Below are 24992 nucleotides of genomic sequence, written 5' to 3'. Positions count from 1 at the left end.
TACCTTACGGCTTGGCAGCTTTTACATACTTATCCAGCCAGCTGTTGGTTTCATACAGCATGTGCATGATGGACTCGCGCGCGCGGTAGCCGTGCGACTCGTTCGGCAGCATCACCAGGCGCGCCGTGCCGCCCAGGCCTTTCACCGCCTGGAACATGCGCTCGCTCTGGATCGGGAAAGTGCCCGGATTATTGTCGTCGGCGCCATGGATCAGCAGCATCGCATCCTTGATCTTGTCGGCGTTGTTAAACGGCGACATGGCCTGGTACACGTCCTGCGCCTTCCAGAACGGACGGTCTTCGGACTGGAAGCCGAACGGCGTCAGCGTGCGGTTGTAAGCGCCGCTGCGCGCGATGCCGGCCTTGAACAAGCGCGTATGCGCCAGCAGGTTGCCGGTCATGAAAGCGCCATACGAGTGGCCGCCGATGGCGATGCGGTGGCGCTCGGCCACGCCGCGCCGCACCACTTCATCGACCGCCGCTTCCGCGTCCGCCACCAGCTGCGGCAGATAGGTGTCGTTCGGCTCCTGCTCGCCCTGGCCCACGATAGGGAAGGATGGATTGTCCAGAACCGCGTAGCCCATGGCCAGGAAGGCCGCCGGGCCCGAGTAGCTCACCGCGTTGAACTTGTACGGCGAGCCGGTGGTCTGGCTGGCCGCTTCGGCCGACTTGAACTCTTGCGGATATGCCCACATCAGCATCGGCAGGGGGCCGTCGCGCCTGGCGTCATACTTCGGCGGCAGCAGCAGGGTCGCGGTCAGGTCCACGCCGTCCTTGCGCTTGTAGCGGATCTGCTCCTTCTGCACGTCCTTCAGCTGCGGCAGCGGGTGCGGGAAATGCGTCAGGGCGGTCAGCTGCGCGTCACCCTTTTGCGCCAGGTTGCGCACGTAGTAGTTGGGACGTTCGGTGGGCGATTCGCGCGTTGACAGCAGCTTGCTGCCGTCTTCATTCAGCACCGCCACCACGTTCTCGTAGTACGGCGCGGCGCTCTGGAACAGGCGTTCCTTCTTCCTGGTCGACAGGTTCAGGCGGTCGATGAAGGGACGATCGCCTTCCGGCGTAGCGCCGGGGCCGTCCAGCAGGATCGCATTGTCGGCGCTGATCAGCAAGCGCGGCAAGCCTGCGGCATCGGCCCGCATCACCGGCGAGCCGGGCGCGTTGTAGCGGTCCTCGGCGGAACCGGCGTAAATCAGTTCGGGTGCGGCTGCGGGCTGGTCCGGCGCGATCTTCCACTGCTTGACGGCGCGCGTCTTGTACCAGCGCTCGTTCAGCAGCGCCACGTCGCCACGGCCCCAGGCGATGCCGGCGTAGCGCGAACCCAGCTTGGCCAGCACCGCAGGCGGGGCAGTGAACGGCGCAGCCTGCGTGTAGACGATGTCGCGGATCTCGGCCGCCTTGGCCGGGTCGCCGCCGTCCTGGGCTTCAGCCCATACCAGCGTGGCCGGCGCGTCCACGCGCCAGCTGATGTTGCGCTGGCCGGTCGGCACCGCGTCGTTCCCCGGCGGCAGGCCTTCGCGCAGCGGCGTGTTGGCCACCGTGTGCTGCAGCTTGCCGTCCAGTTCACGCACTTCAAAGTGCTCGCCGAAGCTCGACACCGGCACGATGTAGGAGTACGGACGGGCGATGCTGGCGGTGAGCAGGTGCTTGCCGCCCGGCGCCAGCGAGGCGCGCGAGTACTGGCCCGGCTTGCCGATCAGGCGCGTTTTGCCGGACAGGTCCACCAGCGCCAGCTGGGAAGTGATGTAGTGCTCGAACAGCCTGGCGTCGTCCTCGTTCTTCAGCAGGTCCGGATAGGTGCGGATCAGGCGCGTGCCGGCGCCCGGCTGGCTGTCCTGCGTGGCGGGACCGGACGGGATGCCGGTCAATTGCGGCGCAGCCCCCTGGCCGGCGGGGCGCAGTTGCACCAGCAAGCCCTTGCCGTCCGGCTGCCACTGGAAGCCGCGGCTGAACACCGCCGACAGCGGCTGCGTGGCCAGCTTCTTCGCGCTGCGCGCAGCTACGTCCACCAGCCACAGTTGCACGCCCGCGTTCTTGCCCGCGTATTTACCCGACTCCGCGCCATAGCTGGTATGCGTGAACGCCAGGTAGCGCTGGTCCGGCGACCACGCCAGTTCCGTTACGCGCAGCTCCTTCGGCAGGCCAGTGATCTTGCTTTCCTTCTGGGTCTCGATGTCGAGCAGCGTCAGATCGGTGCCGAACGAAAAACGGCTGGCCGCGTAGGTGAGCGGATTGACGCGCAAGCCAGCCAGCTTCAGCTCCGGCTGCGCCACTTCGGCGATGCCCGGCAGCGCAGGCTGCGCCACCATCACCGCCAGGTTGCGTTTCGGGCTCAGGTTCAGCAGCGGCGCGCGCGGCGCGTCGACGATGGCTTGCAGCGGCGCTGGCGGCAGCTGGTAGCCGCCGTTCTGGGCGCCGGCCAGCGGCGCAGCCGCCATCAGGCCCAAGGCCAGCGGCAGCAGGGAATTCCGTACGGTCATTATTATCTCGTGGACAAGTCAGAGGACAGAACATATTGCTTATTGATAACTCGAAAGTCAATCAACGGCATGTATCGATTTGTCGCACAGCGTGGCGCATAGCGGATGGCGCGCCGCCTTGCTTTACAATCGAGGTTTTGCACGCACAGAAGACCCGATATGGAAATGACCACGATAGCCCTGCTTGTCCTGATACCGCTGCTGGTATGGCGCATCTATTCGCGCATCAAGAGCATGCTGAAACGGCAGGAATCGCTGATCTGGCGCCACTGGCTGTCGGCCGTCGCCTTCCCCGTGCTCGCGGCGTGGCTGGGGCTGTCCATGCTGGACAATGTGCTGGGCCTGTCCTGCCTGGCGGCGGGCGCCCTGGCCGGCGCGTGGCTGGGCGTGTTCGGCCTGAAAGGCACGCGCTTCGAGACCATAGGCAAGCGCTACTTCTTCACGCCCAATCTGCGCATCGGCATCACCGTGTTCATGCTGCTGGCCGCGCGCATGCTGTATCGCGGCCTGGAGCTGTACATGATCAGCCGCGTGGAAACGCCCAACCTGATGTCGCAAACCGAATTCGTGCAAAGCCCGGCCACCGCCGTGGTGCTGGGCCTGGTGGCCGGCTACTGCGCCGCCTTCTCGATCGGCATGATACGCTGGCGCCGCACGCAGCAGCCGCTGCCCGAGCCGAAAGAGCTGGACTGAGCTACTTCGCCAGCAGCGCGGCCAGGGCGCCGCGCAACGCCGGATAGCGGAACTGGAAGCCTTCTTCCAGCAGACGCGCCGGCACCACCGTCTGCCCTTCCAGCAGCAGGTCCGCCTGCTCTCCCAGCAGCATCCTCACCGGCCAGCCCGGCGTCGGCATGAAGCATGGCCGCCCCAGCAGCGACGCCGCCGTACAGCTGAACTCCGCTTGCGATACCTGTTCAGGCGCGGTGAAGTTGTACGCCTCGCGCAGCGTGCGCCCCGAGCCGCCCTGGCCGCCTTCCGCGCCGAGGCGCCACAGGTGCGCCATCGCGCGCAGCAAATCGTCCACATGTATCCACGACATGCGCTGCTTGCCGCCGCCCATCGGCCCACCCATGCCCAGCTTGATGGGCAACAGCATCGGCGGCAGCGCACCCTGCTCGCCCAGCACCATCCCGAAGCGCATGCAGGCCACCTGCACGCCATGCGCCTGCGCCGTGCGCGCGGCCACCTCCCACTCCTGGCACAGCTGCGACATGAACACCGGCTGCGGCAGCGCCTCCTCCGCCAGCGGCGTCTTGTCGCCCATGGCCTGCACGCCGTAGTAGCCGATGGCGGAGGCCGACAGCATCAGGCGCGGCTTGCATTCCGCCTTGGCGATCCAAGCCACCACCCGCTCGGTCAGCGCCACCCGGCTGCGGCGCAGCGCCGCCTTGCGCGCCGCCGTCCAGCGCCAGCCGAGAATGCGCGCGCCGGCCAGGTTGATGACCACGTCGATCCGTTCGGCCGGCGCCAGCGCATCCATGCTGTCGACGCAGCGCAGCGCGCCGTTGAACAGCCAGCCGGCCTGCTTCGGCGTGCGCGTCAGCACGGTGACGCGATGCCCGTCCCGCAGCAATGCCGACACCAGCCGCTGGCCGATAAAGCCGGTGGCGCCGGTCACCAGCACGCTCTCCTTGCGCACGCCGAACGCTATGGCCCCATCCGCACCGGCGCCGGCGGCCGCGCGCTCCGCCTTGCCCAGCGCGGCGGCCGCAAAGGCATCCCGCACGCCGGACAGGCCCACGCCCACGCCGCACACCGCCAGGAACACGCTCAGCCAGCCGTGCGTCTGCCACACCAGCGCGGTGGGCTGCGCCAGCCACGCCGGCGTGTTCAGCGCCAGCAGCGCGATGAAGGCGCCGCCGTTCATGGCCAGCACCGTGTGCGTGACGCGCTCGGTGGCCGGCAGCAGGCGCGTCCTGTCCTCCACCACGAAGTCCCACAGCGTCAGCACAATCTCCACGCCGAACACCGCCAGCAGCGCCAGCGCCCACATGCCGTGCCACGCCCAGGCGGACAGGCCGACGAACAGCACGCTGTAGATCAGCGCCCGCACCGCGTGGATGCCAAGCTCGATGCGTGCAGAAGCGCGTTGCGGCAGCGCCTCGGTCAGCTCGTGGTGATACAGCGTGTCGAACGCGCCCAGCGCGCCTTGGGCAGCCATCAGCTGCAAAGCCAGTTTGTGCGTACTCATGCCGCTTCCTTCACCTGTTCACATTCGTGGAAAACCCCCGCCTGCACAAAAGCCGTGCCGAACAGCGCATGCCGGATCTCGATGCGGATGTCGAACTGGTTGGGCGCGTTGTTGCGGTGGCAGAGGAAGGTCTTGCCCGGCGTGAGCAGGCCGGGCAGCGGCATGCGCCAGCCCAGCACGTCCCAGAAATAGCCGTCGCTGGTGAAATGCAGATTGCCATCCTCCACGCGCAGCAGCAGTTTCATGCCCAGCCCCATGCCGACGTACTCCAGCACCTCGCCTTTGTCGCTCTCCGCCATGTAGGACGTGAACTGGATCGGCTGGCGCCCGCGCAGGCGGTAGATGCGCTGCTTGTAGATATTGCGGCTGCCGTGCTTCGAGTACACCTGGATGTCGACCGGCACGTCGGTATCGCTGTACGGGATCAGCGCGCCCTGGATCAGCGGGCGGGTGAGATGGCCCAGCAGCTTGCCGAAGCGCGACGCGCGCAGCTCGCCCAGGCGGCCGTGGTACAGCAAAGGCTTGCCGGGCTCCGGGTTCTTGTCGAAGCGGCGCTGGATATCCGGGTGCAGCTTGCTCCACTCGGCGCCCAGTACCCGCTTGAACAGCTCGCCCTCCGATGGCAGGACGCTCATCTACTTCTCCTTCCCGTCGGGGCCGAGGAAGCGCGCCACGGTGCCGCCCATTTTCAGGAAGCGCAGCATGGTGGCCGGCGGCAGGTTCTTGTAATCGTTGTAGGTCGTGCCCAGCATCTCCATGAACTCCAGCACGTTGTTCATGCGCTCCCTGGTGGCCGCTTCCAGGTCCGCGTCCTGCTCGGCCTCGATGGCGCACTCGCGCAGCACCGACAAGGTAGGATCGATCTCGCGCCGCTTGCGCTCTTCGATGATGACGCGGAAGATCTCCCACACGTCCTGCAGCGCCAGGAAATGGTCGCGCCGGTCGCCCATCACGTGGCTGACGCGGATCAGGCCCCAGCTTTGCAGCTCCTTCAGGCTGTTGCTGACGTTCGAGCGCGCCACGTTCAGCGTTTCTGCGATGTCCTCGGCGGTCTGCGGCGTGTTCACCAGGAACAGCAGCGCATGGATCTGCGCCACGGTCCTATTCACGCCCCAGCGCGTGCCCATCTCGCCCCAGTGGAGGATGTACTTCTGCATGGTGGGCGTCAGCTGCATGGCAATTCCTTTATTTCTGTCATTACAGAAATTAAAGACCACCCAGCCGGCAAAGTCAATCGAATTCGGAAAGCCAGGGCGAAAAAAAAGCGGACCAGGAGGTCCGCCGGAGGGCTACGCTGCCGCCTTGTCGGGCGTGCGGCGCTGGAGCACGAAGATGGGTTGCGCCCATTGCGTGTCCTTTTTCTTTTTGCTGGTGATCAGCGTCAGCTCGGATGGGTCGTAGACGTCGGTGTTGTGGGTCAGCGGCGTCGTCATCAGGTACTGGGCTTCGGTGTTCTTCAGGAATTCGCCGACCAGCTGGATGTTGCGGATGTCCAGGTGGGCGAACGGTTCGTCGATGAACACAAAGCCGCCGGAGCCGTCTTCGGACTTCAGCAGGCCGATCAGCAGCACCAGGGACTTCATCACCTGCTGGCCGCCGGAGGCTTCGCCGTCGTTCATGCCGATCGGACCCTTGCCGTCGAACTTGAAGCGCACGTGCAGGCCGGCCTGCGCCAGCGCCAGGTCGTCGTTCTCCAGCTTGACCGGGTCGGTATGCACCTCGATGTTGGCCAGCTCGCCCAGCTCCTTGATGTTCTTGCTATACGTCTTGATCGTGTAGCGCAGCCGCTCCATGTAGGCGCCGCGCGCATTGGTGGTCGCTTCGATGGCGCGGTTGTTCTGGTAGCGGCGCTCTTCGGTCTCGGTGGCGCGGTTCTTCAGCTGGTCGTTCAGGCGCGCGTACTGGTCGATCACCGTCGCGTCCAGTTCCCAGTCGCTGCGCGCCAGGCTGGCTTCCAGGCTGTGGATGCGCAAAATGGTCTGGTGCGCGTTGACGTATTCGGTCACCAGGCGCTGGCGGCGCGCAGGGCGGCGCCAGTTGTACGGCATGTGGCGCCACTGGCGGCGCAGCGCCAGCAGCGACTTGGCGTGCTCGGCGCGCTGCTCGATCACGCGCTTGTGGTTCAGGCGCAGGCCGGCTTCGGACTCCGACAGGTTAAAGCGCGCGTTCTGCCAGGTGGTGTCGGCGCGGGTGCGTGCAATCGTCGCGTTCTTGATCAGGCCTTGCAGCTCGCCCAGGCGCGAACCGACTTCGGTGCGCTCGGCCTTCAGCGGCACGGCGGCGCGCGCCGCTTCGTCGAATTCCTCCTGGCGCGCACTGAGCTCCTTGGCCGCGTCCACGCCGGCCAGGCGCGCTTTCAGCGCGCTCACTTCGGAGGCCAGCTTGCTGATGGTGAGCGTGAAGGCGTCTTCCTGCGCTTCCAGCGACGGCAGGTTCTTCAGGATCGCTTCCATGCGCTGCGACTTGCCGGCAGCGCCGAAGCGGTAGCGCGACGCTTCCACGAACAGCGAGCGGCCGCCGCGGCGTTCCTTGTGGTAGGCCTCGGGCGTGATCCATTCTTCGATATGGCTCTGGCGCGCGCCCTCTTCCACCGAGTCCACGCGGGTGATGCGCATCAGCTGCTCGATCAGCCAGCCCGGTGCCTTGTCGGAGAACTTCACCACCGACATCAGGCTGTCGCCCTTGGTGCTCGGCGCGCTGATCAGGTCCGGCACGATGAAGTGGCGGTAGCGCTCTTTCTCGGCCAGGCGGTAGGCGGCGGCGGCGTCGCTGGCTTTATCGAGCAGCACCACCGAAGCGTAGCCGCCCAGCACGCCCTCGACCGCGCCCTGCCATTTCGGGTCCGTCACCTCGACGATGTCCGACAGCATGGCGTGGCCGATCCTGGCGTCGTTCAGCGCGCGGCGCATGGCGCGCACATTGTCCGGCTCCGGCATGGCGGTCTTGCCCTGCAGCGCGGAGACCGTGGCCTTATCTTGTGCGATGCGCGACATGATGATGTCGCGGCCCTGCTTCTGGCGCGCCAGTTCGGCTTCCTTGGTCTCCAGCTGCGCACTGACCTCGGCGATATCCGAGCCCGAATCGGCGGCCAGCTTCTGCAGGCGCGCCTTCTGCTCCAGCAGGCTGTCCAGCGGCTTGAGCTTGGCGTTGATGGCGTTCAGGCGGCCTTGCAGCACGGTCGATTCCTGTTCCAGCACGGTCTCGTGCTGCTGCGCCTCGGTAAACGCCTGCGCCTGCGCGGCCACGTGGGCGCGTTTGTCGGACAGCTGCTGGTCGGCCAGCATCAGCGGCTTGCGCGCTTCCCGCAGCTGGCGCGTGATGTTGGCCTGCTTCTCGCGCGCCTCGTGGTATTCCAGCGTCGGCAGCACTTCTTCCTGCAGCTCGCGGCGTTCCTTGGTCAGCCCTTCCCACTGGTGGTAGTTGGCCACGCGCAGGCGCAGGCCTTCCAGGTTGGTCTTGGAACCTTCCAGTTCGGCCTCGAAGCGTTTCAGCTCGATTTCCGTGTCGCGCTGGTGGCGCTTGGCTTCGTCGTAGGCGTCCAGCACCTCCTTGTCGCCGAACACCTGGAACACCAGGTCCAGCAACTGGCGCGGCGCGTATTCGCACAGCTTGTCGGTTTCGCCCTGCTCCAGCGCCAGCACTTTCGCCATGGCCGGCGACAGGCCGGCGTTGGCCAGGCGCTTGCGGTAGTTTTCCACGCCGAGGAAGTCGTTCGCCTCGGTCACTTCCTCGATCTGCACATTGCCCGGACGCATCAGGTACTGGCGCTTCCAGTCGCCGCCGTTCTTCTGGATCTGGCAGAACAGCGTTACTTCGTCTTCGGCAAAGAAGCCCGAGCTGCGGAACGGACGGTTCGACAGCTGCTTGCCCATGGCCTTGTTGTCCACCACGGCGCGCAGCCAGGAGGTTTGCTGGCCGGCATGGCGCGCGTAGTGCTTGTAGGTGCGGCCCATCGAGCAATCGAGGCCGAACAGGGTGCGCAGCGCGTCCAGCAAGGTAGTCTTGCCGGAGCCGTTCTGGCCGGCGATGGTGATGATCTTCGCGTCCAGCGGAATATTCTTGATGCGCTGCCAGTAATCCCAGTGGACCAGTTCTAGCGATTTGATATGAAACATGGCTTAGTCTCGGTTCGGGGTGTCGGAGGAAGCGTCGCCGCCTGCGGCGTCGGCCGCGGCGGCGGCGGCGATGGCGGCGTTTTCAGCGGCGGCCGAGGCGGCCGCCTCGGCCAGCGCGGCGCGCGGGATGTGCACCACTTGCGCCGGGGCGCGCTTGAACACTTCCGACAGCGCGCCGTTGATGATGCGCTCTTTCAGCAGGTCGGTATCCATCAGCAGGTCCAGCAGCGGGCCTTCGACGATGATGTCGCCGCGGCGCTCGATGAAGCCCAGCTTGCCCAGGATGCCCAGGTTCATGTCCATGCGGGTTTTCTTGCCCAGCTTGTCGCCGAAGTCGGCCAGCAGGGCCTTGTACGGGATGCCGATCGACGAGTCTTCCGCGCGCGGCAGCGGCTTGTCGATGCCGAACATGTCGTCCTGGTCGTCCTCGGCGTGGGTGTGGGTTTCCTGGCGCTCGCGCTTGGGCAGGATGATCTGCGCCCACAGCACCACCAGCAAAGCCACGCCGTCGCGCGCCAGGCCGAAGTTATTGTTCTGCCACACGTCGCGCGCGCCGAAGATCTTCGGCTCGATGGTGCGCGACAGGGCCAGCGTCACATGGTCCGCGTACACGTTGTCGAGCAGCTTCATGCCGCAATTGGCCAGGCGCAGGTCCACTTCGGCGCGGAACAGTTCGTCCGACAGCACGCGCTTGACCAGGCGGTCGTCGCGGCGCAGCGTCTGGTGCGTCAGCAGGCGCGCGATCAGGATCTGGGAATCGTCATTCATCTTGGGTTCCCTTGTCCACAGGTTGTTCTAGGTTCAAATCGATATTCAGCGACAGCGAGGCGATGCTCATGGCGGCCACTTCCGGGTCGGCCAGCTGCACCATGTCGTCGGTCGGCTCGAAGGAGATCGGCAGGCGCGCCAGGTTGCCGGTGGCGCCTTGCAGGCTCGCTTCGGACTGGTCGCCCAGCAGCGGCAGCATCGAGGCGCGGTAGGAGGCCACGGCGAAGCTGGCCGGCAGCAGCGATTCGTGCACCGGCTTGGCCTGCGGCGCGCCGTCGGCGCCGTTCGGGAAGCTGGCCGGGGCGGCAAAGTCGGACAGGCGCGCCAGCCAGTCATCCAGCTCGCGCTGCATGGCGGGGGTGTCGTTGATGGTGGTGGGCGCGTCCTGCCCGCTCGGCAGGCCGCCCGGCGCCGTGTTGCCGGCGCGGTCGGACAGTAATTCGGTTTCAGCCACGTCGATCATCTCGGCAGGGGTAATAAACAGCGGCACCACGGGCTGGTCGATCGCATCTTCGGCCAGCTGGGCCAGGTCTTCATGGGCCAGCAGCCAGCGCTTGATGTCGGTGGTGGACAGGCCGGACTGGCCCAGGTGCACCCGCTGGCGTTCAATCTGGTTCAGCGCGCGCGAGAACATGCCCTGCATGTTCAGCAGCGCGCTCTGGGCGCGGCCGATGGCCTGCGCCGCGCGGTGCGTGGCGGCGTCGGCCCGCTCGTCGGAGGTGATGGCGCGCAGGATCTCGGAGCCCTTCTCCACCCAGTCGCAGGCCATGTGCCACTTTTCCTGCGAGGCGCGCAGGCGGAATTCGGAACCGGAGGCGATGGCGTCGCGGAATTCCTCGGTCAGGTCCACCAGCCGGCCCAGCAGGTGCTGCAGCTGCTCCACGGTGACCCCGCCCACGGCCTGGGCGCCGGCCACCTGCGACAGCAGGAAGCCCATTTCGGCTTCGTCTTCGTTCTGGTTCAGGTTCAGCAGGCTGTCGATGGCCGACAGCACGTTGCGCGCCATCGGCGTGACGCGGTACACGGCCTGCTGCGCGTCCCAGGCCAGCAGCTGGTTGGTGCGCAAGCGCATCAGCACCGTTTCCAGGCTTTCCGGCAGCAAATAGGCCAGGCGCGTGTTGATGTCGGCCCGCGAGAAGGTCGAGGAGGCGGTGTCGGACGCCAGCTCGCGCAATACCAGCAGGCGCACGGCGACGCCCTCGAAGCCGCCGTGGAACAGGGCCGTGAAGACTTGCAGCAGGGGCTGGGCGCGCTTCAGGTGGTACACCTGCTCGATCTCGTCGACCGCCACGTGCGGCTGGAAGTGTGCCTGCAGGGCGTCCTGCGTTGCCTGGTCGTTTGGGTTTGCGTCTGCGGCCAGGGCCGCATTTGCCATTATGTCTATCATTCTGCTCCGAGTTGCCATTTTGTACACGCCGCGCAGGCAATGCGCGCGGGGGGCGTCAGTATAGCAGTTCGCCGGATGCGTCCGGCACCCGGCGTGGCGTGGGAATTACAAGGGGCGCGGTGCGATGCGCCTACTTGCGGGTGACCTTGTCCAGCAGCTGGTCCACCGTGTCGCCGTCGTCGTCGAACAGGATGCGCACCGGATACCAGTCGAGCGACGGCGCCAGCCACAGGTCCACCTGCTGGCCCTGGTCGCCCTTGGGCGGCGATTTGCTGAAGTGCACCGCGTCCAGCTCGCCCATGCCGGTCTGCACCGGCTCGCGGCGCACCACTTTGAACACCCATGGTTCGGCGTCGCGCCGGCCGGCCACGAAGAAGGCCCACTCGGAGCCGGGTGTGAACTTCTCCGGCGAACTGCGGGCGACGGCGGCCAGTTGCCACGGTGCGCTGGTGCGGTCCTGCTCGCCGCCCTTGATCGGGTAGCTCTCGTCGCCTTTGCTGAACGTGATGGTTTTGACATCGCGCTTGAAGGTGGCCGTGGTGGCCTCCTTGCGGAAACGCTTCTCGTAGAAGGTGGCCGGCGCCAGGCCGTAGCTGTCCACCGCGCCTTCGCTGCGGTTTTCCAGGATCTTGCCGAAAATGCCGGCGTGGCTCTCGGTGGCGATGCTGTATTTGCCGTCGCCCTGGCGCCATTGCACCAGCGCGTCGCCGCTGATGGCCAGGCCCTTCTGGCGCGCCTTGATGGTGTAGCCCAGGTCCGCCGAGGGCGGCAGGCTGAAAGCGCGCTTGGCGCTCGGGTGCTCGGCAGCGGCGCCATTGGCGCCTGCGCCTGCGGCTGCCGCCGTGGCCGTGGCCGTGGCGAGGAGGATGCTGAATACTGTGTTGCGCATGTTTACTTTCCAGCGTTGCCGCTCAGGGTGATCTTGGTGATGGTCTGCGTCGTCAGCGCACCATTCGCTTCGGTATTGCGGATCTGGACCGGGAACCAGTTCATGCCGGGCGCCAGCCAGATGTCCAGCCGCGCCGAGTACGAGCCCGGCTTGGGCGGCCGCGCCAGGTGCCATGTGACGATGCGGCCCAGCTGCGTGTCCAGCTCCTCCTCCCCCACCAGCAGGAAGCGGTAAACGCTGGCCTCTTTCTCGTCGCCCACCAGGATGTCGATGTCGCTGCCGAACTGGTTCACGTCGGCCCGGCCGATCGCGCCCAGCTGGAACGGCACCGTGGCCTTGTCCTGCGCGCCCGCCAGCAAGGGATAGCTGCGCTCGCTGGCCGAAAACGTGATGCGGCCGTCGTCGCGCACGAAATGGGTGGCGGTCTGCGAACGGCCGCGCCGCTTCTCGGTGAACTTCAGCGGGGCGATGCCGGCATCGTCGATCTCGCCTTCGCTGCCCAGCACCAGCAGGTTCACGCGCGTCACCAGCATGCTGATGCCTGCCTCCATGCCCACCTTGTACTTGCTGCCGTCGGTCTGCCACGACATGTGCGCCACGCCGCTCCACCTGGTGCCGTTGGCGTCGGTGCGCTTCAATTCCATCTCGAACTCGGCCGACGGCGGCAGGTCCACCTTGTAGCGGCGGGTCGCCAGCGGCGCCGGCGGCGCCGGCGGCGCGGCGGCGGCCGGCTTGTCGCTGGCGCCGGGCGCAGGGACGGCTGCCGCAGCGTCCGGCGGCGATTGTACGGCAGCCGGCGCGGAAGCGGCGCCCGGCTGCGCCAGGTCCGGCGGCGCGGCCAGCGCCTGCCCGATGCCGGCCAGCGGATCGCTCAGCGCGCCGCTCTCCTGCGCCGCCGGCTCGGCCACGGCCGATTGCTGCGGCAGCGGCGCCGGGCGCAGCGTCCTGCGGGTGGGCGGGCGAGGGGCCGGTTTGGCCGCGGCCGGGCCTACCGGCTTGATTTCCGGCGGCGGCTCGGCGGACGCGGCGCGGCGCGGCAGCGCCAGCCGCAACTGCGCCTGCATGACGGAGGGCACCGGCCTGACGGCGCTGCTCTGCTGGGGGCCGAGCCGCGAACCCAGCCAGTCTATCGTCACGAAGTGCAGGGCCACGGTGGCCGCGCACAAGGCGAGTACGCGGCGGCGCCGGGCAAGGAAGGAAACTATCGTCATGACGCTAGTTTAACGCGTGTCAAGCCCGGTTCGCTGACAGCCATAGTCAAATCTGCTACGCTAACTTACCATCCACCAGGAGACTCGCTATGCCCATGCCTCAAATGCCCAATATTCCGGGCGCCGCTGTGATGACGGATACGCTCGATTTCGTGAAGAACCTGTGGGGCAGCATGGGCGTCGTGCCCGGCATCGCCGCGCCGACGCTGTCGGTCGATGAACTGGACAAGAAGATCAACGACCTGCGCGCCGTGGAGGCGTGGCTGAACCTGAATTCGAGCATGGTGCGCGGCAGTATCCAGGCGCTGGAAGTGCAGCGCAATACCATCGCCACCTTGAAGTCCATGGGCAAGACGCTGGCCGACGCGGTGCAGCAGCAACCCGGGGCGGCCAAGGAGAAGTCGCTGTTCGAGTCGATTCCGTATGCGTCGGCGTTCTTCCAGCATGCGGCCGACGCGCTGGCGCCGAGTGCGGCGGGACCGGGGCCGGCCGGCGATACGTTCAAGTTTGCCGCAGCGCCAACGGCTCCGGCCACGGCGGCGCCCACCGAGTCGCCTGCAGCCAAGCCGGAGCCGGCAGCGTCGGCAATTCCGCCAGCGGCGCCCATGTCGGATTCCGAGGCGGCAGCGGCTGCCGCAGCGCCCATGGTGAATGCGGCGGCGTGGTGGAATCTGCTGCAGGAACAGTTCAAGCAGGCCGTGAGCACGGCCATGACCACCGACGTGGTCAGCGGCGCGGCGGCGCGCGCGACGGAAGCGGCCAGCAAGTTCGCGGCGGCGGCCAGCAAGCCGCTGGCCAAGGCGGACAAGGATAATTTGCCGGCCGGACAGGACAAGCCGGCAGCGGCCAAGAAGGCCAACGGAAATGGCAATGGCGCCGGCGGTGGCGATGGCGGCAAGAACAGCGCCGCAGCAGCAGCGCGCAAGGCGCCTGTCAAGCGCGCCGGCAGCGTCAAGCCGCCCAAGGAGTAAGCCCGGCGGCGCGCGGCAGCGGCTTACTGCGGCTTACGGCCAGGGCTGCGCCCCGACCTGCCTCGACCTGATCTGCCCTCGGCCCCAACGGACCATGGCACAGGTCCGTTGGGCGATCTCCGATTACGGCTTGGCCTGCGCCGCGCCAGCCTTGCCGGCGCTGGCGGCCAGTCCCGGCTTCAGGTGCTTGTCGAGGAACTCCAGCATCTTGGCGTTGGCCACGATCTGGTTCTTCTTCTTGCTGAAGCCGTGCCCTTCATCGTCGAACACCACGTACTCCACCGGCACGTTGTTCTTCTTCACCGCTTCCACGATCTCGTCGCTTTCCGGCTTGATCACCCGCGGGTCGTTCTTGCCCTGGATGACCATCAGCGGGCGGCGGATTTCCTTGGCGTGGAACAGCGGCGAGGTCGCCACCAGGAACTCCTTGTCCTTGACCGGATCGCCGATCTCCTGGTACAGCGCCTTGCGCTGCGATTCCCAGTACGGCGGAATCGACTCCAGCGTGCGCACCCAGTTGCTGACGCCGAAAATGTCGATGCCCACCTTGAACGCTTCCGGACGGAAGGCCATGGCCGCCAGGGTCATGTAGCCGCCGTAGCTGCCGCCCATGATGCCGATGCGGTCCGGATCGACATGGCCCAGGCTAGCCAGGTAAGTCTTGGCCTCGATGCAATCCCACAGCGGCTCGCGGCCATGCTTGCCGTCGTCGGCCGTGTTGAAGGTCTTGCCGTAGCCCGAGCTGCCACGGTTGTTAATCCCCAGCACCGCGTAGCCGTGGTTGGCCAGGTACTGCATCAGCGCGTTGTAGCCGCGCCGCGTCTGGCCGCCGGGACCGCCGTGCACGAAGATCACCGCCGGCGCCTTGGCGCCGGGCGCCAGGCCCTTAGGCTTGAAGTAGATCGAAGGAATCTCCATGCCGTCGAAGGACTTGAAGCGCACCACTTCCGCTTCCACCAAATCGTTCGGATCGATTTCCTTGTTCAGGCTTTGCGTCAGCTGCGCGGTCTTTTTGGTCTTCAGGTCGTAGACGAACAGATTGCTGGGCGAACGGTCGCCGTTCAGGTAAAAGGCCATCAGCTTGCCGCTCGGCGAGAACGTCACGCCGCGCATTTCGCCGCCCGGCAGCTTGGGCAGCGCCACCGGCTTTTCTTCCGGTCCTTCCACCACGCGCACCACCTGGCTGCCGTCGTGGTCCACCACGGTGGTGCGGAAGCGGCCGTCCAGCGAGTAGCCGGAACCGAACACGTCCCAGTCCGCCTTCTCGTGCACCGCGATGGCGCCGGTGGCCAGGTCGTAGGTGCGCAGCGTGTTGAACTCGCCGCCCTCGTTGGAGGTGAAGAACAGGCGCTTGGAGGCCGGGTCGAAGGTGGCCGCGTTGTAGCTGGCCGTGCCCTGGTGCGGCGTGATGTGCTTCAGATCCTTCTTCTGCAGGTCGTACAGATAAATGTCGCTGTCGGAGGTGGTGTTGGGCTTGGACAGCGCAATCCAGCGCTCGTCGCGGCTCAACTCGCTCGGGGTCATGCCGTTCTCATTTTTGTACAGCAGCGTGCGTTCGTAGCTCTTCGCATCGTAGCGGTACAAGTCGAAGAACTTGGGATCGCGCTCGTTGGTCAGCGCGTAGAACACCTTGCCGTCCACCGACCAGCCGCCGAAGATGGCTTTCAGCTTGTCGCCCGGCGTCAGGTCCTTCTCGCTGCCGTCCAGCTCGCGCACGTACAAATGGTTCTGCTCGTTGCCGCCCTTGTCGCGCGTAAACAGGATGCGGTCATCGTTGCGGAAATAGCCCACCGCGTAGGTGCTGTCGGTGGTGGACTTGGTCAGCGCCACCGGCTTGCCGCCGCCCACCGGCTGGGTGTAGACGTTGGGGATGCCGCTCTCGTTGCTGGTAAACAGGATCTGCTTTTCGTCGCGGCTGAACGACGCGCCCGAGATCGACGTGGTGGCCATGAACTGCTCGATGGTGTATTGCTTGGGGGGCTTGGCGGCAGCGGCCATGGCGCCCGGGAGGGTTTGCAACATCAAGGCCAGCACGGTGAGACGCGCGGCAGTTTTGATACGACGCATGTTCGCTCCTGTTCAGGGTGGGCCGCCGTCCCGATGACGGCAGCGCAGCCAGTGTTGCAAGAACGAACTACGTTGTCAAATCATACAATCATTGTGCCAACTACGCCAGCCGCTGGATGCGGATCGCGTCGATCAGGCCGCCATCGTCGCGTTGTATTTTTACAATCTTGATCAAGCCTTCCTCGGCCAGCGCCTTGGCGCCGTCATGCGCGGACTGGAAGGATTCCAGCGTGTCGCCCTTGACTGCCACCGGCCGTATCCAGGCGGCGGCGCCGACTTTCATTTTCTCGTAGACCTCTTTGGCGATATCGCGCATAGGTTCTCTCCTCGTTGTGTTTTAGTGTAATCATTGAAATGCCAGGAAACAAGTTTCGCTCAGTTGCTAAGAAACTACACCTCGTCGTCCTGCTCTTCCTGGCTCTGTTCCGGGTCTTCTTCCGGTGCCGGCTCCGCCGCTTGCCGGCTGGGCATCAGCAAGGCCAGCTGCTCGATCAACTGAGCGAAACGCTGCTGGCCGGGCGCCACCCGGTCCACATGCATCAGCACGCCGTTCGCTTCGTCCATCAGCTGCTGGCTGAAGCCGTTCTGCTGCATGTGCGAAATAAGGATCTGCGCCGAATTGAACAGGATGCGCATATTGTTGGGCAAAGCCGCGCGCGCCGTGCGCATCCACGCCACCGCCTCGCCCAGCTTGGCGGTCTTCCACAGCAGCACGCCCTTGTTCATCATGTCCGCCGCTTCCTTGCGGGAAGCCTGGATCAGCGCGGCGCCCTCTTCGCTCATGCGCGCCTTGTCGAATATCTTCTGCACCTCCTCCAGCAGCAGCGTGTTGTCGTGGTTGTTGCGGATTACGTAGCACAGCAGCTCGGCCGGCGCGTCCTTCACGCCGACGGCAAACAGCAGCGTCGCCATCTCGATGCAGGTCTCGGTGTCCGGCCGTTCCGGGTCTTCGTTGAGCATGGCTTCCAGCTCGTCGCCCGACTTGCGGGCGCGGCGGTAGTCGCCGCTCTCGTGGTACACCAGCCCCTCGGTGATCTTGGCGCGCAGCTGCACCTGGTCGCCGGTGAACTCGCGCTGCGCGGTGGCCAGCACCTGCAGCGCCTCCTTGGGGTCGTTCTTCTGGCCGCACACGCGCGCCAGGCCGAAGTAGGCATCGACCGTCTTCATGATCGAGTACTCGCCGATGGCGATGCACTTGCGGAAGGCGCGCTCGGCCAAGGCGATATTGCCCAGCTTGAGCGCCGCGTTGCCCAGGTTGCGCTGGCGCGGCACCGAGTTGGGCGACAGCTTGGCCGCCTTCTCCAGCACGTCGCACGATTCCTCCAGCTTGCCCATCAGCTGGAACGCCGTGGCCAGCTGGTCGTAGGCGTCGATGTAGAAACGGTTGTCGGCGATCACGCCCTGGAACATCTGGCGCGCCGCTTCGTGGTCGCCGTTGCCCATGCGGATCTTGGCCAGGCCGGTGCGGGCCCAGTTGTAGTCGCGGTCGTCCAGCACCAGCTCGTAGACCGCGCGCGCCTTGTCGGGCTCGCCGGCTTTCAGCAGCAGCGCCGCCTTCATGCGCAGCAGGTCGATCTCGTGCAGCTTGTTGTGCGCGATCTGCTCGTCGCACAGGCGCGCGGCGCGCAGGTAATCCTTCTCCACGAAGGCGTGGTCGATCTCGCGGAAGATCTGCTTCTTCTGCCACACGCGGTTCAGGCGTGTCAGCAGCACGCCTTCGGTGATGGGCTTGATGATGTAGGCGTCCGGCTGGTGCTCGGCGGCGCCCATGACCGACTCCACGCTCTTCTCGGCCGACACCATCAGCCACACGCTGGACGGCGTCATCAGGTTGCGGATGCGCACTTCTTCCAGCACCTGCTGGCCGTTCTTGCCCTCGCCCAGGTTGAAGTCGCACAGCACCACGTCGTAATGGGTCTTGGCCAGCATGATCATGGCCTCGCCGCCGCTGGCGGCCTGGTCGATATGCTTGGCGCCCAGGTTGCGCAGCGACTCGCGCAGCAGCTGGCGGATGCCGACGAAATCGTCGACGATCAGGTATTGCTTGGCGGTCCAGTCTATCGCGGCAATGGCGGCCGTGACGTTGTCGGGCACGGTGGGAGCGACGGTGGGAAACGACATCTCGCCTCCGCTCAAGGTAAGCGCAGCACGAAGCAGCCGCCGCCCAGTGTGCCGCCGTTTTCCAGGTGCACGCTGCCGCTGCGCTGGCGGTGCTTGTGCATCTTGGCCACCTCGCACGCGAAGTACAGGCCCAGGCCGCTGCTGTTGGTGAGAAAGTTCACGCCGCTGGTGTTGCCGCTCATGGCGGACTCGCCGGCGTCGATCAGTGCCTGCGGGAAGCCGCTGCCGTTGTCTTCCACGCGCAGCTCCAGGTCGCCGCCGCGCTCGGCGATGGCGATACGGATGGTGTCGCCGGTGTAGCGCACAGCGTTGTTGATGGCGTGCGCCAGCATGCCGATCACCAGGTCCTCGTCAAAGGTCCAGATCAGGTCGGCCGGGAAATCGGTCTGCAGCGCGATGCGGCGGGAAGCCAGCAGCACCTTGGCTTGCGCGCTGACTTGCTGCACCAGCTCGGCCACCTGTTGCGGGCGCGGATCGAATGGGTAGGACGGCTTGCCGACTTCCTTGTACAGCGCCAGCAGCTGCATCAGGTTGTCGTTCAGGCGCTTGGTCTGATACAGCATCTGGGCCAGGCTGGGATAAGCGGGATGGTTCGCGTCGTTCTCGTCGGCATTGCCCAGCAAATTCTCCAGCGTGCCGCTGAGGACGCTGATCGAATTTTTCATGTCATGGGCGGTTGAAGCCAGGAACAGGAACAGCTCGGGCGAGCCCGCTTGATCTTCCATTGATAAGGCCTCCACGGGCAATTATTTCTGAATAGCGATTATACCTGCCCGCCACGGCGGGATTTGAGCAGAAATCGCGCCGGATCAAGCGCGGCGGCCAGGCTGGCCTCCAGCGGCAGCGCTTCGTGCTCGAGTTGCGCTGCAAGCAACTCGGCCGCCAGCGGGGCCCAGATCAGGCCGCGCGAGGCATAGCCCAGCAAGCCATACAGCCCGGCGTGGCGGGGCACGTCGCGCAGCCGCTCGCTGCGCAAGGCGGCACCGTAGTCCGGCAGCGCGCCCACCAGCGGCAGGCGGTCCGGCGCCATGCAGCGCAAGCCGACCCGGCCGGCCAGCGGCAGATGGCGCGCCACATCCTGCGGCAGCGCGCCGGGCAGGATGTCGCGTGCGCGAGACAGATTCTCCTGCTGGCTAGCCTCGCGCAAGGCGCGTCCGGTATCGCTGTCATAGGTGGCGCCGATGCTGACGATGCCTTGCACCGGCGGCGTCAGGTAGGCTTCGCGGCACACCACCAGCGGCAGGCGGGGGAAATCCTGCTCCTGCAAATGGGTGACCTGGCCGCGCATGGTGTAGAGCGGCAATTCTGCCGTTTGCGCCATGGCCAGCGCGCCGGCGCCGTTGGCCAGCACCACATGCGGCGCTTCGGCCAGCAAGGCGCCGCCGTGCGCGCGCACCTGCCACTGGTCGCCGGTACGCACCAGCTGCAGCGCTTCGGCGTGGAACACGCGCGTCAGCCGCGCGCCGCACGCGTCCAGCATGGCGCGGCAGATCGACGCGGGATTGGCCCAGCCGCCCTGGCTGAACAGCCAGCCGCCGTCGGGCGTGGGCGCCCCCAGCAAGGCGCCGGCTTCCTGCGCATCCACCCAGCGCACGAATTCGGGCGGATAGTTCCAATGCGCCGCCACCGCCTTCTGCAACTGCGCGTGCCCGGCATCGCGCGCCAGCTGCAGCACGCCGCATTGGGCACCGGCGATGGCCGGCCGCGCAGCCGCGGCGGCTGGGGCGGCCGCGCCCGCCTCGGCGGGCGGCAAGCTGGCATTGGCGTCCAGCCCGCCGAGCTGCTGCCAATGGCGCATGGCGTACAAATAGGCCGCGCGGCTCAGGCGGGTGGGAATATTGTCGTCCCGGGACAGCAGCGGCATGAAGATGCCGGAGCGGTTGCCGGACGCCTCCTGCGCCGGCTGCCGGTGGCGCTCGACCAGCGTCACCTCCCAGCCGCGCGCGGCCAGGCGCTCGCATGCCGCCGCGCCCGCCATGCCGGCACCGATCACCACCGCCCGCCGCAGCGGCTCCGGCGCCCTTGGCGGCTGCGGTTTCCGGCTGGTAAACACGGCTTGCACAGTGGCCGGTGCACCGCCCTGGCCGTCATCCGGCTGCCACTCGAAGCCGGCCGAGCGCAGCGCCTTGAGGGCCACATCGCCGGCGCCGTGCAGCGCCAGGGTCGCGCCGGGCAGCGCCAGCTTGGCCAGGGCGCGCATCGGTTCGATGGGCGCGGGCAAGTAAAACGCGTCGACGCGCGCCGCGATCTGCGGCAGCGTGGCCTCGATGGGTCCAGCCAGCAAATCGAGCGTCACGCGGCCCTGGTCGAACGCCAGCCGGTGCAGGCCGGGCACGTTGACCGGCCAGCCGTCCCGCAGTTCCGGCGCCACATCCTGCGCCGCCGGCAGCGCGGGCAACAGCGCGATGTAGTGCAGCGCGCCGCGCCCCCGCCAGGCCAGCCGCGCCGCGAGGAAGTGCTCGCCCTTGCCGAAACCGGTGGCCAGCAGGACGTGCTTCATCGCGCCTGGCATGCGGCGTGGCGGAAGCAGGCGTGGTCGTGGTCGTTCACCATGCCGATGCCCTGCATGTAGGCATACACAATCGTCGAGCCGACGAATTTGAAACCGCGCTTGGCGAGATCCTTCGAAATGCGGTCGGACAGCTCGGTGCTGGCCTGCCGGTCGCCCTGCTTTTGCACGTGGTTGACGATGGGCTGGCCGCCGACATAGGCCCACAGGAACTGGTCCAGGCCGCTCCCCTCATCCACCAGCCGCAGATAGGCCTGCGCGTTGGTAATGGCCGCCGCCACCTTGAGCTTGTTGCGCACGATGCCGGGATTGGCCAGCAGCTCGGCCACCTTGTCCGGGCCGTAGGCGGCGATCTTGCGCGCGTCCCAGTTGTCGAAGGCGGCACGGTAGCTGTCGCGCTTGTTCAGGATGGTTTCCCAGCTCAGTCCGGCCTGCGCGCCTTCGAGATTGAGCATCTCGAACAGGCGCAGCTCGTCGTGGCACGGCAAGCCCCACTCTTCGTCGTGGTAGGCGATATATCTGGGATTGGCCGGATTGGCCCAGCTGCAGCGGTGTAGGTTCATGGCCGCAGTTTACATTAAGATATGGGCTTCCACACAGCCAGGGAGCAGGCATGCAATTCGAAGCAAAACTGGCGTGGCAGCGCAACGGGCAGGATTTCCTGGACCAGCGCTACAGCCGCGCCCACGAATGGATCTTCGACGGCGGCCTGCGCGTGCCGGCCTCGTCGTCGCCGCTGTCGGTGCCGCTGCCGATGTCGAACGCCGACAATGTGGACCCCGAGGAGGCGCTGATTGCCGCCGCGTCCAGCTGCCACATGCTGTTCTTCCTGTCCATCGCCGCCCGGCGCGGGCACGTGGTGGAGAGCTACAACGACCACGCGGTGGGCCTGCTGGAAAAGGACGAGCGCGGCCGCATGGCCATGACCAGCATCACGCTGCGCCCCGCCATCGTGTTCGCCGGCACCGACTGGCCCGACCAGGACGAGCTGGACGCCATCCACCACGAGGCGCACGACAAGTGCTACATCGCCAATTCGCTGCGCGCCGAAATCACCATCGAGGACCCGGTGTAATCAGGCCAGGTCGCTGGACAGGCCCACGCGGCGCCGTTCGCCGCCCAGGTTGGGCGGGTTCGCCAGGTTGGTGACGATCTTCACCTGGCCGCTCGCCACGGTCTGTTCCAGTTGCTTCATCATGCGCGTAAACAGATCCTCCGGCTGCGTGGCCGGTGTGCTGTACAGCGCGGCCCAGGCGTCGCGGCCGGAGTGCTTGGCGATGTACAAACCCATGTCGGCCAGCTCCACCACTTGCGACCAGGTCAGCAGGCGCGGCTGCGACGGCAGGAAGGGGAAACAGGCGTAGCCTATCGAGCAGGTCTTGCGCAGCGGGCTGCCGTCCGGCAGGCGAAACTCGCGCAACGCCACCGCGCTGCGGATGCGCTCGGCCACCACCTTGGCTTCCTCGCGGTCGGTGGCGCGCGCCAGCACCAGGAATTCCTCGCCGCCCCAGCGTATCAAATAGTCCGATTCGCGGAACACCTCGCGCAGGCGCTCCTGCATCTGCACCAGCACCGCGTCGCCGGCCGCGTGGCCGTAGCGGTCGTTCACTTCCTTGAAGTGGTCCAGGTCCACCATGAAGAACACCAGGTCCTTGTGCATGCAGGCTGCACGCTCATGGTCCTGGCCGTCCGGGCAATCGTACTGCCGCAGCGCCATGGCCACGTCGGCGTCCACGTGCTGCAGGAAAAAGCGGCGGTTGCGCAGGCCGGTCAGCTGGTCGGTCAAGCTCACCTCTTCCAGCGCCTTGTAGGCGCGTTCCAGTTCCACGTTCTTTTCCAGCAGCTGCGCCTGGGTGGCGGCCACCTGCCGGTAGGCGCTGGCGTTGTCGAGCGCGATGGCGCCGTAGGCGCACAGGGTGCGGAAGATCAGCCGTTCGCGTTCGCCGTAGGCGCGCGCGTGCAGCGACTGCACCGTCATCACGCCCAGCACGCGCTCGCCGACGGCCAGCGGCGCGAACAGCAGGCTCAGGGTCGGCAAGGTGCCGGGGATCAAATTCGGCGTATTGCCGTTCTCGTCGATCTCGATCAGGATCTCGCGCCGCTCGCGCACGCTGCGCACCGAATTGGCGTGCGGGTCGGACAGCGCGAAGCGCGAGGCCGGCAACTCCTGCCCCGCCTCGATGCCGAAGGCGCAGCGCAGGTGCTCGCCGTCCGGCTCCAGCATGAAGATGGAAAAATGGGTGGCGTCCAGCAGGCCGTGCACGTGGCGGTCCAGCGCGCGGAACACGGCTGCCGCGTCCAGGTGGGCGGTGATCTCCTGGCCGATGGCGCTCAGGTGCGCCAGCGTGGCGTTGGTCCGCTGCAGCACTGCGGCACGCTGCGCCTCGGCCGCCGCCAGCTGGCGGTGGTGCTCGCCCTCGGTCTGCGCGCGCTCGGTCTGGTGCTGCACCTGCATGGCGATGGCACGGTTGGTGGCGTCCTGGCTGTGGGTGCGGTCGCGCGCGGCGTTGGCCTGCACCGCGATGTCGTAGGCGCGCGCGTGGTCGCCGGTGGCGGCGTACTCGCGCGCGGCGGCATCCAGCAGCGCCGCCGGCACCGCATAGCCGGCGATGGTGGCGGCCAGGTTCATGGCCAGCTGCAGGTAGTGCAGCACGGCGTTCGGCGCCGCCATGCCCAGCGGCTGCGGCAGCCGGTGGCGCGCGTGGATCTGCGCCAGCACGCGCAGCGCGGCGATCTGGTTGTACACGTCGCGGTGCTCGCTGGCCAGCGACAGCGCCGACAGCGCCACCGACAAGGCGTCCTGCGGCCGGTCCAGCTGCGACAGCGCGTGCGCCTGGCCGCGCCGGGCGCCGCTCTTGAAGTCGCTCTGGCCCAGCGAATCGCCGCGCTGCTCCAGCAAGGTGAAGCTGTGCAGCGCGCCGGGCGCGTCGCCCAAGTCGAGCGCCAGGTCGCCCTGGTATTCCAGCGAGACGGCGTAGGCGCGCGAGCCGGACAGCGGCGCCAGCAACTGGATGGCTTCCCGCAGCAGCTCCTGGGCCGCTTCGCGCTGGCCCAGCTGGCGCAAGGTCTCGGCGCTCTGCATCAGGCAGGAGCCGATGCTCATCGGCCAGCCGGTGGGACGCGCCAGCGCCAGGCCGCGCTGCATCCATTCGAGCGCGGCGTCGTGCGCGTTCAGGCTGGTGAAACCGTTGCCGATATTGGTGGCGATAATGATGGCGCGGCGCACCTGGCCGGTGGCGATGGCCGCTTCGAAGGCCACCATCAGGCGGCTGACGGCGCGCCCGAAGTCGGCCGCCTGGAAGGCGGCAATGCCGTCGAAATCGCTGATCCAGCCGGACACGGCGGGGTGGACGCCGGGGTCGAGCGCGGCGTCGGCCGGGAAGCGCTGGCCCCAGCGCTGGCTGGCTTCCTGCAGGCTGTGGAACACGCTGAAGATGGCGGCGGCGGCGTCGATGATATCGGCCCGCACCAGGTCGCCGCCGGCGCGCGCTTCGGCCGAGGCGATGGCCAGCTCGGCATCGCTGGCGGCGGAGTCGCCGCGGTCGGTGGCGATCCAGGCCAGCAGCCAGTGCGCGTCGGCGCAGCCCAGCAGGTCGCCCTGCCGCTCGAAGGCATGCAGCGCTTGCGCCGCCAGCGCCTGGCCGGCGTCCAGCGCGCCGTGCAGCCACTGGGCTTCGGCTTCGATCAATTGCAGGCGCGGCGCCAGCGAAGCCGGAACGGACCGGTCCAGGCCGTCGTCATGGGCATGCTCCCCATCCAGGGACGGCAGCAGCGCGGCCGCTTCGGCAGCCAGCTGCCGGGCCCGCGCGACGTCGCGCTGGCGCAAGTGCCAGGCCAGCTTGGCCAGGCACCGCAGGCGCAATCCGCCTTGCAGGGAAGGCAATTCCGCGTCCCAGCGCGCCAATTCCTCATCGAGCGCAAACATGTCCACTACATCGTGTCCTTCTCTACCATATTGCCGCAACGCACTATGCGCAATGCCGCATTATTCCACAGTTCAGCGCAGGACAGCGACGGCCGCTGAAAATGTCAAAAAAGACAAGCTAGTTGAAACCAGGATAATGCGCGCGATGCGCCCCGTGTTGGCGCCGAAGCGCTCGGACAGCAGCGCCACGTTGCTGGCACTGGGCAGGCAAGCGACCAGCACGATGACAGTCAGCGCGGCCGGGTCCAGCGGCACGCCCAGCGCCATGGCCGCATGGCCGGCGCCGGCCACCAGCAGCGGATGCAGCAGCAGCTTCATCAGCGCCAGCGCAACGTAGTCGTGGGGGGGGGGGGGGGGGGGGG

General features: G+C 67.0%; 19 protein-coding genes and 1 pseudogene. 3 read left to right on the top strand and 17 right to left on the bottom strand.

The genetic code is table 11. From position 1 onward, the window contains the following. Positions 1-4: 4 nt before the first annotated feature. Positions 5-2476 (bottom strand): alpha/beta hydrolase family protein, encoded by a 2472-nt coding sequence (locus AC6H42_RS09215; protein WP_497547879.1) that lies wholly within the window; start codon positions 2474-2476, stop codon positions 5-7. Between the two features lie 165 nt (positions 2477-2641). On the opposite strand from AC6H42_RS09215, the gene AC6H42_RS09210 reads away from it, so the two are divergent. Further along, entirely contained in the window at positions 2642-3169 is a 528-nt protein-coding gene (locus tag AC6H42_RS09210; RefSeq protein ID WP_229418366.1) for a CcdC protein domain-containing protein, read from the top strand. 1 nt (position 3170) lies between these two features. Here AC6H42_RS09210 and AC6H42_RS09205 read toward each other — a convergent pair whose 3' ends face one another. The 8 genes from AC6H42_RS09205 to AC6H42_RS09170 all read right to left on the bottom strand — a co-directional run bounded on the left by AC6H42_RS09205 (position 3171) and on the right by AC6H42_RS09170 (position 13037). After that, entirely contained in the window at positions 3171-4667 is a 1497-nt protein-coding gene (locus AC6H42_RS09205; RefSeq protein WP_497547878.1) for a TIGR01777 family oxidoreductase, read from the bottom strand. Then, a complete protein-coding gene (locus AC6H42_RS09200; protein ID WP_057158224.1) occupies positions 4664-5302 on the bottom strand; it encodes a DUF4166 domain-containing protein in 639 nt (212 codons plus the stop codon). Before AC6H42_RS09200 ends, AC6H42_RS09205 begins: the two co-directional genes overlap by 4 nt. Continuing rightward, the gene (locus AC6H42_RS09195) at positions 5303-5842 is read right to left on the bottom strand and encodes a GbsR/MarR family transcriptional regulator (protein WP_057158225.1); all 540 of its coding nucleotides are present in this window, start codon (positions 5840-5842) and stop codon (positions 5303-5305) included. It lies immediately after the preceding gene. Between the two features lie 114 nt (positions 5843-5956). Beyond that, on the bottom strand, positions 5957-8782 hold the full coding sequence (locus AC6H42_RS09190) for an ATP-binding protein (protein ID WP_057158226.1): 2826 nt from the start codon (positions 8780-8782) through the stop codon (positions 5957-5959). A 3-nt stretch (positions 8783-8785) separates the two neighbouring features. Beyond that, positions 8786-9550: a hypothetical protein gene (locus tag AC6H42_RS09185; protein ID WP_057158227.1), complete on the bottom strand. Its 765-nt coding sequence runs from the start codon at positions 9548-9550 to the stop codon at positions 8786-8788. Then, entirely contained in the window at positions 9543-10925 is a 1383-nt protein-coding gene (locus AC6H42_RS09180; RefSeq protein WP_157201171.1) for a hypothetical protein, read from the bottom strand. Before AC6H42_RS09180 ends, AC6H42_RS09185 begins: the two co-directional genes overlap by 8 nt. 142 nt (positions 10926-11067) lie before the next feature. Continuing rightward, complete coding sequence (locus tag AC6H42_RS09175) at positions 11068-11826, bottom strand: DUF3108 domain-containing protein (protein WP_497547877.1); 759 nt, start codon at positions 11824-11826, stop codon at positions 11068-11070. Between the two features lie 2 nt (positions 11827-11828). Next, entirely contained in the window at positions 11829-13037 is a 1209-nt protein-coding gene (locus tag AC6H42_RS09170) for a DUF3108 domain-containing protein (RefSeq protein WP_497547876.1), read from the bottom strand. Positions 13038-13126: 89 nt separating this feature from the next. Here AC6H42_RS09170 and AC6H42_RS09165 point away from each other — a divergent pair, with 89 nt between their 5' ends. Next, on the top strand, positions 13127-14008 hold the full coding sequence (locus AC6H42_RS09165) for a PhaM family polyhydroxyalkanoate granule multifunctional regulatory protein (RefSeq protein ID WP_497547875.1): 882 nt from the start codon (positions 13127-13129) through the stop codon (positions 14006-14008). Between the two features lie 123 nt (positions 14009-14131). Here AC6H42_RS09165 and AC6H42_RS09160 read toward each other — a convergent pair whose 3' ends face one another. The 6 genes from AC6H42_RS09160 to AC6H42_RS09135 all read right to left on the bottom strand — a co-directional run bounded on the left by AC6H42_RS09160 (position 14132) and on the right by AC6H42_RS09135 (position 21268). After that, a complete protein-coding gene (locus AC6H42_RS09160) occupies positions 14132-16075 on the bottom strand; it encodes a S9 family peptidase (protein ID WP_497547874.1) in 1944 nt (647 codons plus the stop codon). A 100-nt stretch (positions 16076-16175) separates the two neighbouring features. After that, entirely contained in the window at positions 16176-16391 is a 216-nt protein-coding gene (locus AC6H42_RS09155; protein ID WP_057158233.1) for a hypothetical protein, read from the bottom strand. 74 nt (positions 16392-16465) lie between these two features. Continuing rightward, complete coding sequence (locus AC6H42_RS09150; RefSeq protein WP_057158234.1) at positions 16466-18196, bottom strand: tetratricopeptide repeat-containing response regulator; 1731 nt, start codon at positions 18194-18196, stop codon at positions 16466-16468. 11 nt (positions 18197-18207) lie between these two features. After that, complete coding sequence (locus AC6H42_RS09145) at positions 18208-18921, bottom strand: sensor histidine kinase (RefSeq protein ID WP_057158235.1); 714 nt, start codon at positions 18919-18921, stop codon at positions 18208-18210. Between the two features lie 38 nt (positions 18922-18959). Next, positions 18960-20696 (bottom strand): FAD-dependent 5-carboxymethylaminomethyl-2-thiouridine(34) oxidoreductase MnmC1, encoded by a 1737-nt coding sequence (gene mnmC1, locus AC6H42_RS09140; RefSeq protein WP_497547873.1) that lies wholly within the window; start codon positions 20694-20696, stop codon positions 18960-18962. Continuing rightward, the gene (locus tag AC6H42_RS09135; RefSeq protein WP_497547872.1) at positions 20693-21268 is read right to left on the bottom strand and encodes a DNA-3-methyladenine glycosylase I; all 576 of its coding nucleotides are present in this window, start codon (positions 21266-21268) and stop codon (positions 20693-20695) included. The genes mnmC1 and AC6H42_RS09135 overlap by 4 nt, the downstream gene beginning before the upstream one ends. A gap of 50 nt (positions 21269-21318) precedes the next feature. On the opposite strand from AC6H42_RS09135, the gene AC6H42_RS09130 reads away from it, so the two are divergent. After that, positions 21319-21780 (top strand): OsmC family protein, encoded by a 462-nt coding sequence (locus AC6H42_RS09130; protein ID WP_497547871.1) that lies wholly within the window; start codon positions 21319-21321, stop codon positions 21778-21780. Here AC6H42_RS09130 and AC6H42_RS09125 read toward each other — a convergent pair whose 3' ends face one another. Beyond that, complete coding sequence (locus AC6H42_RS09125; RefSeq protein WP_057158239.1) at positions 21781-24630, bottom strand: sensor domain-containing diguanylate cyclase; 2850 nt, start codon at positions 24628-24630, stop codon at positions 21781-21783. A gap of 72 nt (positions 24631-24702) precedes the next feature. Further along, positions 24703-24992, bottom strand: a pseudogene (locus AC6H42_RS09120) (AEC family transporter); the annotation flags it as partial.

The sequence above is a fragment of the Massilia sp. NBRC 108631 genome (genome assembly GCF_059704565.1).
The sequence above is the reverse complement of the archived record's forward strand: the minus strand, read 5'-3'. Positions and strand labels throughout refer to the sequence as shown.

Bases quoted from the DNA above. Each gene is read 5' to 3' on its own strand.
- AC6H42_RS09215 (WP_497547879.1), bottom strand. From the start codon at position 2,476: ATGACCGTACGGAATTCCCTGCTGCCGCTGGCCTTGGGCCTGATGGCG.
- AC6H42_RS09210 (WP_229418366.1), top strand. From the start codon at position 2,642: ATGACCACGATAGCCCTGCTTGTCCTGATACCGCTGCTGGTATGGCGC.
- AC6H42_RS09205 (WP_497547878.1), bottom strand. From the start codon at position 4,667: ATGAGTACGCACAAACTGGCTTTGCAGCTGATGGCTGCCCAAGGCGCG.
- AC6H42_RS09200 (WP_057158224.1), bottom strand. From the start codon at position 5,302: ATGAGCGTCCTGCCATCGGAGGGCGAGCTGTTCAAGCGGGTACTGGGC.
- AC6H42_RS09195 (WP_057158225.1), bottom strand. From the start codon at position 5,842: ATGCAGCTGACGCCCACCATGCAGAAGTACATCCTCCACTGGGGCGAG.
- AC6H42_RS09190 (WP_057158226.1), bottom strand. From the start codon at position 8,782: ATGTTTCATATCAAATCGCTAGAACTGGTCCACTGGGATTACTGGCAG.
- AC6H42_RS09185 (WP_057158227.1), bottom strand. From the start codon at position 9,550: ATGAATGACGATTCCCAGATCCTGATCGCGCGCCTGCTGACGCACCAG.
- AC6H42_RS09180 (WP_157201171.1), bottom strand. From the start codon at position 10,925: ATGGCAAATGCGGCCCTGGCCGCAGACGCAAACCCAAACGACCAGGCA.
- AC6H42_RS09175 (WP_497547877.1), bottom strand. From the start codon at position 11,826: ATGCGCAACACAGTATTCAGCATCCTCCTCGCCACGGCCACGGCCACG.
- AC6H42_RS09170 (WP_497547876.1), bottom strand. From the start codon at position 13,037: ATGACGATAGTTTCCTTCCTTGCCCGGCGCCGCCGCGTACTCGCCTTG.
- AC6H42_RS09165 (WP_497547875.1), top strand. From the start codon at position 13,127: ATGCCCATGCCTCAAATGCCCAATATTCCGGGCGCCGCTGTGATGACG.
- AC6H42_RS09160 (WP_497547874.1), bottom strand. From the start codon at position 16,075: ATGCGTCGTATCAAAACTGCCGCGCGTCTCACCGTGCTGGCCTTGATG.
- AC6H42_RS09155 (WP_057158233.1), bottom strand. From the start codon at position 16,391: ATGCGCGATATCGCCAAAGAGGTCTACGAGAAAATGAAAGTCGGCGCC.
- AC6H42_RS09150 (WP_057158234.1), bottom strand. From the start codon at position 18,196: ATGTCGTTTCCCACCGTCGCTCCCACCGTGCCCGACAACGTCACGGCC.
- AC6H42_RS09145 (WP_057158235.1), bottom strand. From the start codon at position 18,921: ATGGAAGATCAAGCGGGCTCGCCCGAGCTGTTCCTGTTCCTGGCTTCA.
- mnmC1 (WP_497547873.1), bottom strand. From the start codon at position 20,696: ATGAAGCACGTCCTGCTGGCCACCGGTTTCGGCAAGGGCGAGCACTTC.
- AC6H42_RS09135 (WP_497547872.1), bottom strand. From the start codon at position 21,268: ATGAACCTACACCGCTGCAGCTGGGCCAATCCGGCCAATCCCAGATAT.
- AC6H42_RS09130 (WP_497547871.1), top strand. From the start codon at position 21,319: ATGCAATTCGAAGCAAAACTGGCGTGGCAGCGCAACGGGCAGGATTTC.
- AC6H42_RS09125 (WP_057158239.1), bottom strand. From the start codon at position 24,630: ATGTTTGCGCTCGATGAGGAATTGGCGCGCTGGGACGCGGAATTGCCT.